The 11,737-nt window shown below is 50.9% G+C and carries 8 protein-coding genes; 7 read left to right on the top strand and 1 reads right to left on the bottom strand.

The features are described 5' to 3' along the window. The first annotated feature begins 90 nt into the window (after nucleotides 1–90). Nucleotides 91–1,047, top strand: a complete 957-nt coding sequence (locus A4E19_13670; protein OQW37447.1) for a hypothetical protein — start codon at nucleotides 91–93, stop codon at nucleotides 1,045–1,047. 10 nt (nucleotides 1,048–1,057) lie between these two features. Beyond that, the gene (locus tag A4E19_13665; GenBank protein OQW37446.1) at nucleotides 1,058–3,277 is read left to right on the top strand and encodes a hypothetical protein; all 2,220 of its coding nucleotides are present in this window, start codon (nucleotides 1,058–1,060) and stop codon (nucleotides 3,275–3,277) included. Here the strand turns inward: A4E19_13665 and A4E19_13660 are convergent. After that, complete coding sequence (locus tag A4E19_13660) at nucleotides 3,274–3,912, bottom strand: hypothetical protein (protein OQW37445.1); 639 nt, start codon at nucleotides 3,910–3,912, stop codon at nucleotides 3,274–3,276. The two genes, A4E19_13665 and A4E19_13660, sit on opposite strands and share 4 nt — an antisense overlap. A gap of 280 nt (nucleotides 3,913–4,192) precedes the next feature. On the opposite strand from A4E19_13660, the gene A4E19_13655 reads away from it, so the two are divergent. The 5 genes from A4E19_13655 (at nucleotide 4,193) to A4E19_13635 (ending at nucleotide 11,736) form a co-directional block, all read left to right on the top strand. Continuing rightward, on the top strand, nucleotides 4,193–6,406 hold the full coding sequence (locus tag A4E19_13655) for a hypothetical protein (GenBank protein ID OQW37444.1): 2,214 nt from the start codon (nucleotides 4,193–4,195) through the stop codon (nucleotides 6,404–6,406). A 16-nt stretch (nucleotides 6,407–6,422) separates the two neighbouring features. Continuing rightward, nucleotides 6,423–7,094 (top strand): hypothetical protein, encoded by a 672-nt coding sequence (locus tag A4E19_13650; GenBank protein ID OQW37443.1) that lies wholly within the window; start codon nucleotides 6,423–6,425, stop codon nucleotides 7,092–7,094. Nucleotides 7,095–7,186: 92 nt separating this feature from the next. Next, entirely contained in the window at nucleotides 7,187–9,094 is a 1,908-nt protein-coding gene (locus tag A4E19_13645; protein ID OQW37442.1) for a hypothetical protein, read from the top strand. Nucleotides 9,095–9,118: 24 nt separating this feature from the next. Continuing rightward, on the top strand, nucleotides 9,119–10,354 hold the full coding sequence (locus tag A4E19_13640) for a hypothetical protein (protein ID OQW37441.1): 1,236 nt from the start codon (nucleotides 9,119–9,121) through the stop codon (nucleotides 10,352–10,354). 68 nt (nucleotides 10,355–10,422) lie between these two features. Continuing rightward, complete coding sequence (locus A4E19_13635; GenBank protein OQW37440.1) at nucleotides 10,423–11,736, top strand: GDP-mannose dehydrogenase; 1,314 nt, start codon at nucleotides 10,423–10,425, stop codon at nucleotides 11,734–11,736. The last annotated feature ends 1 nt before the right edge of the window (nucleotide 11,737 follow it).

Below are 11,737 nucleotides of genomic sequence, written 5' to 3'. Positions count from 1 at the left end.
TTTTGAAGTGTCCACGAAAGTGGGGGCATCACATCGCTTGATCTCCGTTTCATCCCCCACAATCCTCGGCTCCCATTTCCCTTTCGTTGGATGCAGAAGGTCAAGTATCTTCGCACCGCAATTACTTCATTGCTCTACTGGATTATCTTAGCGATTCGACTTCCTTTCTGCGATGTGGTGCACGTATTTTCGGCCTCATACTATTCTTATCTACTTTCAGTCGCGCCGGTCATTTTGATCGGGAAGGTGTATGGCAAACAGGTAATTGTCAACTATCGTAGCGGCGAAGCAGAGGGTCATCTGGCAAATTGGAAACTTACCACGACTCCCATTATGCGTTTGGCTGACGCGATAGTGGTTCCATCTGACTATCTTGTAGCAGTTTTTGCGAGATTTGGATTGCGCGCGCGAGCGATATTCAATCTGGTTGAACTCGATCGATTCCAATTTCGAGACCGCGATCCACTCCGTCCAGTGTTTCTATGTAGCCGCCTTCTTGAGCCCTTGTATAACGTCGGTAATGTGCTTCGGGCATTTTACCTCATTCAACGGCACTATCCAGAAGCGGTGTTGACCATCGCCGCTGATGGCTGGATGAAAGGTGAGCTCGAACAGTTGGCGAAGGATCTACAATTACAGAACGTGTCGTTTATAGGGCGCGTAGTTTTTGAGGAGATGCCAGATCTTTATGACCGGCACGATATTTATTTGAACGCATCTGACATTGACAACATGCCCGCCTCAATCACGGAAAGTATGGCCTCCGGACTGTTAGTGGTAACGACGAATGCCGGAGGAATTCCGTGGATCGTGACCCATGATGAAACAGGATTGATAGTGGAATGTGGAGACTATAAAGCTCTCGCGAGCAATGCCCTTCGGTTGCTAGATGATCCTACTGTGGCATCGCGACTTGCACGTAATGCCCGAGAATCCGCCAGACGATTCACGTGGACAGAAGTAAGGGGAACATGGTTGCAACTCTACCATGAGCTAATGAAAAAGACGGCACCTCGCAATAATGTCATAGTGAGCTCAGTGAAGTGAGGAGGAAAAGATGAAGCAGGTGTTACGGAAAGGGTTTAAGGATATTCTAGTTGATAGCGTACCTGATCCAATTCCGATCCCTCATCATCTTGTTGTTAAGCCGGTATATTCGTTGATTAGCAGTGGAACAGAGACCGCCAGCATCCATACCGAAGGACTTCTTCGTGGAGTGGCGGACAATCCTTCTCACCTTCGAAAAATTTATGATGTCATGCAGAAAATGGGTCCCGTCAAGACGATTACTGAAGTGCGCGCAAAATTGAACGAGTACGCTGTTCTCGGATATTCTGGCGCGGGCCTGATCGCTGCAGTCCATCCATCGGTGAAGGACCTGAAAGTTGGCGATCGAGTGGCCTATGGAGGAGAAGGAACAGGCCATGGTGAGGCACTGCTTGTAGGAGAGAATTTGACAGCCAGGGTGCCGGATGCTGTGTCCTTCAGCCATGCGAGTTTTACGGCATTGGGAAGCATTGCATTGAATGCGGTTCGAACTGCTGGGATAGGCGTAGGCGATGTAGTCGCCGTGTTGGGAGTCGGTTTGGTCGGACAGCTTGTCTCGCAACTCGTCAAGCTACAGGGTGGCCGAGTGATCGCCATTGATCTGAAGTTGGACCGAATGGAGCTAGCGAAGGGCCTCGGTGCCGACTACGCAGTCCATGGCGGTGATGGACTGCTAGAGGCTGTGCACTCCCTCACTGAAGGAAAAGGAGCAGACTGTGTCATTGTCACGGCGGCTGCGAAATCCTCTGTGCCGTGCCAGCAGGCATTACGAATCTGCCGCGATAGGGGCCGTCTAGTAATCGTCGGCGCGGTTGAAATGAACTTTCCTTGGAATGAGATGTACCTAAAAGAGATTCAGCTGTTTATGGCGCGAGCCTATGGGCCAGGCAGTTATGATCCAGTATATGAGAAACAGGGGATAGACTATCCAATTTCTTATATTCGATGGACTGAAAGACGTAACATGCAGGAGTTCATTCGTCTTGTAGGGGATCGTCAAGTGAGTTTGCAGAAGCTCATTACTCATGAATATCCGCTTGAGGAAGCGGCCACTGCCTACCAGACGATTATGGAGTCGACTTCAGATAGTATAGCAGTGTTGCTTCGCTATCCGATCGCCGGTCAGTCCATGTACGAACCAGTCTATGTCCCCGTCACCCGGGTCAATACCACCGGCCCTGTACCGAGTTCTTTCAAGGGCGTGTTACGCGCTGCATTAATAGGCGCTGGGAACCTCGCTCGTTGGGAGCATCTGCCCGTTCTTAAGAAGCTTCCGAACGTCCAGTTGCATGCCGTTCATTCGTCGAATGGGGCCAGAAGTAAGAGTTATGCAGAACGGTTTAAAGCAACTTATTACACATCGTCGCATCAGGATATTCTGGATGATAAGGATATCGACCTGGTGATCATTGCCAGCCGCAATCAATATCACGCACAGCAAGCAGAGGCCTGCCTGCGGGCTGGCAAGCACGTGTTTGTCGAAAAGCCGATGGCCTTAACTCAGGGCGAATGCCGATCCCTTGCTCAAGCCGTTGCGGAGACAGGTAAGAAACTCACCGTCGGCTTCAATCGGAGATATGCGCCCTACTACCTGAAATTAAAACGTGCCTTGAATCAGCGGCATTCAGCGGCGGTGATCAACTGCCGGGTCAATTCTCCCAGCATCTCGGGAAGCTACTGGATGGCAGATCCCACTGTCGGTGGAGCGATCTTGGGCGAAGCATGTCATTTCGTAGATTTGATGTTTTGGCTATTGGACTCTGAGCCGGTCACTGTAATGGCGTATTCGCTTCCACTCGAGCAAAGAGATCCAATTGGTCAGAACAATCTGGCTGCGACGTTTAAGTTTGCAGACGGGTCAATTGGAAACCTGACCTATTGTACGGTTGGGAGTAAGACTTCAGCCGGTGAACGGGTGGAGATATTCGCCCCAGGGATTGGTGCGTCAGTGCAGGATTTCACCCGAGTTGAAATAAAAACCGGAGTGAACAAGGTGCGGTCATGCTGGTGGCCTGATAAAGGATATCAAGAGCAGATGACAGCCTTCGTTTCTGCCATTGTCCGAGGCGAGGTTCCACAGGTCACTGTCCGAGATGGCATTCGGAGTACCATCTGGTGCTTAGGCATGTTGGAGGCCGCTCGGACACTCGCTCCGTATGAAATAGATATTGGGCAATTTTGTGATAAAGAAATGAGTGAGCTACCCCCGATTCCTTGGACACTGAGTTAAGGCACATATGCGGCTTCGCACTGCACTAGGCTGATGTAGCCGAGCGTTTGATGCACCCGTTGCCGATTGTAGAACACCTCGATGAACTCAAACACCGCCGCCTGGGCCTCCTCACGGGCCCAGAAGTCCTGATCATGAACCAGTTCATTCTTGAGCGTACTGAAGAAGCTTTCGACTCCGGCGTTGGCGTAACAGTTGCCCCTGTGACTCATGCTTGCCGCTAACCCGGCCTGACGCATGAGCCGTTGGTAGGCCCCACTCGTGTACGTGCCCCCTGATCGCTGTGATGAATCAGCCCCGGTCGTGGGCATCGATGGGTGAGGGCCATCTGCAACGCCGTCAGCGCCACCTGCTGATCCGGACGTGGACTCATGGCCCAGCCCGATGACACGGCGCGAATACAGATCCAGAACCACAGCCAAATACATCCAGCCTGCATGCGTTGGAATGGCGGTCAGGTCGCCGGCCCAGATGCGATTGGGAGCCGCGGCCACAAACCGCTGCTGCAGTCGGTTGGGCGCCCCATGCGCGAATGTCTCTTTCAGCCGCCAAAGTATCACGCTCTTCAAGGTCTCCACTACCATTGACACCAGATACTTCGGCGGAATCACCAGGTGCAGATGGACATAGTCCATTCCACCCCCGATCTCCTCAAGAAACTATCCGGGTGAAATTCCCACACTACCAGCTGGACATTCTAGTTCCATCGATATCGCGTTACCCATGCCCATGAGACTGAGCCTTGTACACCATATGCGCCTCTCAATGCAGTTGTATAGATGGCCGTCATCGCAGCAGGCGAGCAATAGATGGCTCCCCGCTCTTCCACTACCTCCTCGGTGGGAAAACCCCGCATAAGTAGAGAGGTTTTACCGTGCACTTAGTACAACCCACTAGAAGGACGACGAACAACTAATGCGCGTACGAAGCTTCGACGAATATTGGGTGCGGGGAAAACAGGAAATAAATAAGGTATGTGAAAGACTGCTTGGCCTCCGGTGCTTCGAATTGAGCGATCAACAATTTTTAAAACGACTTCAGGCAGGCAAAGCGACCAATTCGGTTGAGCTTGCGGCTGTTTATATAAGGGAAAGAATCGCGGCAACGAAAACTCCGTTGTTTGCATCGTGGGGAGTACATCAGGGAATTCGTGATGTCATGAGTAGTCGATTCTCTGGTGTTGCGAGAGAGATAATCGAACGGGCAGATCGTTGTTGTGCATATCAGTTTGACCTCTTGGGGCATAAGGACCTCTGGTTCGGCTCTCCCGTAGATTGGCATTTGGAACCGTTATCTCGAGTTCGCGCCCCCCTGCACCATTGGACACGGGTGCCGTATCTTGACCATCACGTGGTCGGCGACAAGAAAATCATTTGGGAACTAAACCGCCATCAATTTATCGTTACACTCGGTCAGGCGTACCGGTTGACTAGCGATGAACGTTACGCGGAAACCTTCGTCAAGCTCATATCATCGTGGATGGATGCGAATCTGCCAAAACGAGGGATCAATTGGGTGAGCAGTCTAGAACTCGCGTTTCGCATTATCTCGTGGTTATGGGCATTGCATCTATTCGTTGAATCAACGGCATTAACTACCCCGTTCGTTGTGCGCATGCTCAAGTATTTAGTCGCACAAGGTCATCACGTGGAAACGTATCTCTCGTACTATTTTAGTCCGAACACCCATCTCACAGGTGAAGCGCTCGGGCTATTTTATCTCGGCAGCACACTCCCTGAGCTATGTGATGCCAAACGGTGGAGAGCGGTGGGTCTTAAGATCCTTCTGCAGCAGATCCAGGTGCAAGTAAAAGAGGACGGGGTACACTTCGAGCAAGCCTCCTACTATCATCGTTACACAACGGATTTTTACCTTCATTTCTATATCATGGCCCGTGCTCAGGGTGTTTCACTTCCCGATCTGGTCGAACAGAAGCTGAAACTTCTTCTTGATCACCTAATGTGGATCGGTAGGCCGGATGGATCTTCTCCGTATATAGGTGATGATGACGGGGGCGTACTTCTTTCGTTGGGCGTCCGGCCCCGGAATGATTTTCGCGATACCTTGGCTCTTGGTGCAACCTTATTCAAGAATCCGAGGTGGAAATACCTCGCAGGCCGAGACCAGCCAGAGCTCCTATGGCTTCTGGGGTCTGAAGGTGTGGCGACTTATGATGATCTCGAATCCATGTCTCCTGCCGAATTGGCTAAGCAATTCAGTGATGGAGGATATTTCGTCATGCGCAGCGGTTGGTCGGACAGATCCAGTCATTTGCTGATCGATTGTGGTCCGCATGGAACGATGAATTGCGGACACGCACATGCAGATGCATTGTCGTTTGAATATTCCGCCTCCGGTGTAACATGGGTCGTCGATCCTGGAACCTATACCTATACCGGTGACGTACAATTGCGAGACTACTTTAGGTCCACTCGTGCTCATAACACACTCACTGTTGACGATCTTTCGCAGTCAACCTCGGGAGGGCCATTTTCATGGAGTACTATCGGAACGTCACAGGCCAAGGCGTTCATAGAGACCTCCCGATGGCTTTGCTTTAGGGGACAACATGAAGGTTATCGTCGACTGACTGATCCTGTCACACATACTCGCACGAGCGCATTAGGCAAATCAGAACCAGACAAGCATCCATTGAGTTCCTGTCTAATCCTCCATGATCGATTAGATGCGCGTAAGGCACATCGATATGCATCCTATTTGCATTTCTCTCCCGCATGTCATGTGACTTCGCGGGTCGACGGTGCCTATGCGTCAACGGACGCAGGACAGGAATTACTGATCGTAACGGCTGTGAGTGATGATCGCGGCATTGCACTGACCACGCAGACACGGAAAGAAAATAGTTGGGTATCTCCGTGCTATGGTTTCCGCGTCGAGGCTCCTGTTCTAGTCACGACCTGGAAGGCAATAGGGACCTGCACCTGTGTAACTATGCTCATGCCGCATGTGATCGTAGAAACGCAGACAATATTGAGAGTCGTGGAAGAAATCGAAGAGACAACGGATCTCCTACACATACCGAAGGTTATCGTCCGTATGCTTGAGGGGGCCTTGCAACACCATCTCCGGAAGCGCAGGTCCACAGGTAGTTGGACGACTGTCAAGTAATTCAAGAGGAACAGGAATGGTCACTCAACTGACGGAGAATGAGCGGTATCACCTTGGCGAACTCCGCATCGCAAAGGATACATCCGATCCCCGGAGGATCATGCCAATGTTGCCGGATCAATGGAGCCGTATCTTGGACATTGGCTGCGGAGCGGGACAGACGCTTCTGGGATTGGGGCTGCCCCTCCCGGGGAAAATGGCCTGTGGAGGAGATATCGATTTATCAGCGCTGCGGCTGGGTCATCAGCTGTCACCGCAGACCGCTTTTATGTGTGCACGAGGTGAGCAGTTGCCCTTTGTGAGTGCGTCGTTCGAGCTTGTGATCTCTCGAGTCGCCATGCCGTACATGCATGTGCCGTCAGTGTTGAAGGAAATTGAACGGATTTTGGTGCCGGGAGGAACTGTTTGGTTAGCCTTACATCCGATCACGCTCGCGTGGAAGTGGTTGTGGACCGATATCTGCTCCCTCAATCTAAAAAGGCTTGTTTATCGAACGTATGTTTTGGCAAATGGAATGGGTTTCCACCTCACTGGTCGACTGTGTCGATATCCGTTGCATCCTGCTCGATGTGAGTCCTTTCAAACAGTTCGTGGCATGACAAAGGCGTTGAATAGAGTTGGCCTTCAGCTGAGTCATCATTGTCAATCTGATACGGAGTTCGTCCTGACTGCGAGAAAAACCGGCTAACATCAGAGGATTTATCGGAACCCATAAGTAAGCTTCGACGCTATTAGCTCTCAACTAGGACGAGTAGCCAGGGATTAGGAACGCGAGAACGCATGTGCGGCATATGTGGAATAACGGTTCCCCTTCACGCGCGTAGGGAGATCAGTGGAGAGGTGGTAGAACGAATGGGGGACTCACTATTTCATCGGGGTCCTGACGATGCTGGCCTCTATGTAGGACGGCAGGTCGGAATAGCACATCGCCGTTTATCGATTGTTGACCTTAATGGCGGTCATCAGCCGATGTCGAACAAGGACGAAACGGTGTGGATAGTGTTTAATGGCGAAATTTACAACCACCGAGAGCTTAGACCAGCTCTTGAACAACAGGGACATCGCTACCGAACATCTAGTGACACGGAAACGATCCTGCATTTGTACGAAGAAGAAGGAGTACTCGCAGTAACAAAACTTCGGGGAATGTTTGCCTATGCAATTTGGGATTCAGTGAAGGGAAAGCTCCTGCTGGCCCGCGATCGACTTGGCATCAAGCCGCTGTATTACGTCTTGAAGGACGATGGAACTCTATACTTTGCGTCGGAGATCAAGGCGCTACTGGCAGGACAAGCCATCAGACCGGAACTCAACTTTTCCGTATTGGGCGAATTTACAGCTAATCGGTATACCTCCGGGGAGGAAACGCTTTTCAGAGATGTTCGCCGATTGCCGCCCGGGCATACTTTAGAATGGGTAAATGGAAAAACCACCATCACTCCCTATTGGGACCTCGATTATGATAAGCCATCGCCGGTTCCATCGGAACGCCAGAGCATTTCAGATTTCCTTGATTTGTTCCGAGAGTGCGTTCGAACCCACCTCATGGCGGATGTACCGCTTGGCATGTTCTTGTCCGGCGGGATCGACTCAAGCGCAATTGCTGCGGTGATGACAGAGTTTGTCAAAGAACCGATCAAGACGTACTCGGTAGCATTTGCCGAGCGCGATGCCAATGAGTTGCCGTACGCGCGCATGGTCGCCGCAGCGTTCAAGACGGACCATCACGAGGTTTTAGTTACCCCACAACAATTCTTCGAGGCTTTGCCTACACTGGTGTATCAGGAGGATGAGCCTATTGCTCATCCATCCTCTATCCCTCTTTACTTTGTATCGAAGCTGGCGTCGCGGCATGTCAAAGTTGTGCTGACCGGGGAGGGGAGCGACGAACTGCTCGCCGGTTACAATAAATACCGTGTCGCGATCTACAATATGATGTTAGGGCGGTACTATGAACGATTCGTTCCTGGTCGAGTACGTCGAACGGTTGAGCGGACCATTGGAAATCTAAGTCACGACGCTGGCATCTGGCGGTCGCTGTCCCGAACATTTCTCTCCTTGCCCTGCAATTTGCGGCAGTGTTATTTCGACAACTTCGCCGTTTTCCCCCATGCAATGCAGAACGCCTTGTTCAGCAGCCAGACCCGAGACATGATGATGGATCATGATCCCTACCGATCTGAGCTCAAATTGATGAGTGGGCTGGACGGAACTAACTTATTGGATCAGTTATTGGCCATTGATATGAAGACATATCTCCATGAGCTTTTGATGAAGCAGGACCAAATGAGTATGGCTGCATCCATCGAGAGTCGCGTTCCGTTTCTTGATCATAAGCTTGTCGAATTCTCCACGCGGTTACCGATCAATATGAAGCTTCGCGGTGCAACGACAAAGTATGTTCTTCGTAAAGCCATGACGGGCATAGTGCCGGAGCAGATTCTCAGGAGAACGAAAATGGGGTTTCCGGTGCCAGTCGGAGACTGGTTGCGGGGCGGCTTTCGTTCAGTCGTCGACGAGTATGTGCTGAGCGACCGCGTCCGCGCGCGCGGTCTGTTCAATCATGACTTTGTGCGTACCCTCGTCTCCCGGCATTACGCGGGAGAGAATCACACGGAGCGGATGTGGATGCTGATAAACATGGAAGTCTGGTTTAGAAGGTTTTTTGACGGAGAACAACAGAATTGAAAGAGTTTTCGGGAAGAAGGACTCATGCATATTCTTTGGCTAAAGACGGAGCTACTTCATCCAGTTGATAAAGGTGGAAGGATCCGCACGTATCACATGCTCAAGGAGTTGAAGAGACGTCATCGAATCACTTATCTCACGCTTGACGATGGGGCGGCGCCGGATTCTGCTTATTCCGATGCAAGCCAATACTGCCATGAGCTCATTTGCGTGCCGCACCGCCAAGCGGGAAAATTTACTCGTGCATTCTATCGAGAATTAGCTTTCAACGCTTTCTCGATGCTCCCTTACTTTATTGAAAAGTATCGATCTTGTGAAATGCAGAAATGCGTGAGCGCGTTGCTACGGGAGAAGAGTGTAGACTTGACGGTATGCGACTTCCTGAATCCGAGCGTGAATTGGCCTCCTGATGCGACCTGTCCAGCAGTGCTCTTCCAGCACAACGTGGAGGCGCTTATTTGGAAGCGTCACTATGAAGTGCAGAAGAACATTTTCAAGAAAGCATATTTCTTTGATCAATGGCGAAAGACTCGCAATTACGAAAAAAAAGCTTGTGGGAGATTCGATCAGGTAATCGCCGTGTCGAAGGAAGACAGAGAGATAATTAAGCGAGAGTACGGTATCCATAAGGTATCGGACATCCCAACGGGGGTTGACACTGAGTACTTTGTGTCCAGTCGACAGGTGGCCCCAGAACGTAATCATCTTGTATTTACAGGCTCTATGGATTGGCTTCCCAATGACGACGCGATGCGTTTCTTTGCTGAGGCTATTTTCCCCAAGATTAGACGCGTTGTTCCAAACGCTAGATTGACGGTTGTCGGGCGCAATCCACTCCCTCAGTTGGTTGAAATGAGTAGGTATGATCCGCTCATCACCGTCGTGGGACGGGTCGATGACGTGCGTCCGTATATGGAGCGGGCAAGTGTGTACGTCATACCCTTGCGGATAGGAGGCGGCACACGACTAAAGGTCTATGAAGCCATGGCTATGGGGATGCCCATCGTCTCTACGCATGTAGGCGCAGAAGGATTGCCCGTGCGTGACCGCGAACACCTTCTTCTAGCGGATTCTCCGGAGGACTTTGCTTCATGTGTCATACAATTGATGAGCAATGGTGAGGAAGCACAGGCATTGGGTTTGCGTGCCGCTGCAACTGCTAGAACGGAGTTCGGGTGGAAGCATGTTGTGGAACAATTCTCATTGCTTTGCCAAGAGACAATTGAGGCTCATCGGCATAGCGTAGGCAGCAGGTCTTGAGCAGCTTCTGTCGGTACGTGCGTTGTGTCTTAACGGTTAGTTGAACCAACGGTGGAGGAAAAGTCCTCATGAAAATCAGCATATTTGGATTAGGTTATGTGGGGTGTGTATCAGCCGCATGTTTTGCCGAAAAAGGGCATGAGGTTGTCGGAGTGGATGTCAATCAGCTGAAAGCAGACATTGTCAATCAGGGTCGCTCCCCGATTGTTGAGCCAAGAGTGACGGATATGATTGAGAAAGCGGTTAAGGACCACCGCCTCCGCGCCACTACTGATGCGGCAGAAGCTGTGCATGCGAGCGACATTTCCCTGATCTGTGTGGGAACTCCAGGGCATCACAATGGAAGCTTGGATTTGTCTCATATCAAAGGCGTGTGCAAGCAAATCGGCTCCGCGCTCGAAGGCAAATCACGGTATCACGTTGTAGCGGTACGAAGTACGCTGTTACCTGGCACGATCGCGGAAACAGTGATCCCCACACTTGAGGTTTTCTCAGGGAAAACAAACGGACGTGATTTTGGCGTTGCCGTCAATCCGGAGTTTTTGCGTGAGGGAACCTCCGTTCATGATTTTAATAATCCTCCTTTCACCCTGATCGGGGCCGACGAGAATAATGCGGCAGAATTGCTGAAAAAGTTGTACGAGCATTTGCCGGCCCCCGTGATTACTGTTCGGGTCAAGGAAGCGGAAATGGTCAAGTATGCCTGTAATTGTTTTCACGGTTTAAAGGTGGCGTTTGCAAACGAAATTGGAATGATCTGCAAGGGGCTCGGCGTCGATAGTCACAGGGTTATGGAAGTGTTCTGTAAGGACACAAAGCTTAATCTTTCCACATACTACCTGAAACCCGGGTTTGCATTCGGCGGCTCATGTCTTCCCAAGGATCTTCGAGCCATCACGTATAAGGCGAGAACGCTCGATATCGATGTGCCGATGCTGAGTACAATTCTCATGAGTAATAGGAAGCACATCGACCACGCGATCGACATGATTTTGCGGACTGGCAAGAAGGAGGTGGGAGTGTTGGGACTCAGCTTCAAGCCAGGGACGGATGATCTTCGCGAGAGTCCGATGGTTACGCTGATTGAGGCTTTGATTGGAAAGGGGCTCAACCTTAATATTTATGACAAGGAGGTTGAATTGGCCCGTATCTTTGGTGCGAATAAGGAGTATATCGAACGCGAGATTCCTCATATCTCATCTCTCATGCACAGTGACTTGGCGCAGATCGTGGAACGTTCGCAAGTCATCGTTATCACTAAGAGGTCAGATGAATTTCAAAAGTTAAAAAGGCAGACCCTGAACAACAAACTCGTGTTCGACCTAGTGCGCGTGTTCGATGGTCAGGAGTTGCCGGAGAACTATCAGGGACTGTGCTGGTAGC

This window comes from Nitrospira sp. SG-bin1 (assembly GCA_002083365.1).
Taxonomy (GTDB): Bacteria; Nitrospirota; Nitrospiria; order Nitrospirales; family Nitrospiraceae; genus Nitrospira_D.
The sequence above is the reverse complement of the archived record's forward strand: the minus strand, read 5'-3'. Positions and strand labels throughout refer to the sequence as shown.

Bases quoted from the DNA above. Each gene is read 5' to 3' on its own strand.
- A4E19_13635 (OQW37440.1), top strand. From the start codon at position 10,423: ATGAAAATCAGCATATTTGGATTAGGTTATGTGGGGTGTGTATCAGCC.
- A4E19_13650 (OQW37443.1), top strand. From the start codon at position 6,423: ATGGTCACTCAACTGACGGAGAATGAGCGGTATCACCTTGGCGAACTC.
- A4E19_13655 (OQW37444.1), top strand. From the start codon at position 4,193: ATGCGCGTACGAAGCTTCGACGAATATTGGGTGCGGGGAAAACAGGAA.
- A4E19_13660 (OQW37445.1), bottom strand. From the start codon at position 3,912: ATGGACTATGTCCATCTGCACCTGGTGATTCCGCCGAAGTATCTGGTG.
- A4E19_13670 (OQW37447.1), top strand. From the start codon at position 91: ATGCAGAAGGTCAAGTATCTTCGCACCGCAATTACTTCATTGCTCTAC.
- A4E19_13665 (OQW37446.1), top strand. From the start codon at position 1,058: ATGAAGCAGGTGTTACGGAAAGGGTTTAAGGATATTCTAGTTGATAGC.
- A4E19_13640 (OQW37441.1), top strand. From the start codon at position 9,119: ATGCATATTCTTTGGCTAAAGACGGAGCTACTTCATCCAGTTGATAAA.
- A4E19_13645 (OQW37442.1), top strand. From the start codon at position 7,187: ATGTGCGGCATATGTGGAATAACGGTTCCCCTTCACGCGCGTAGGGAG.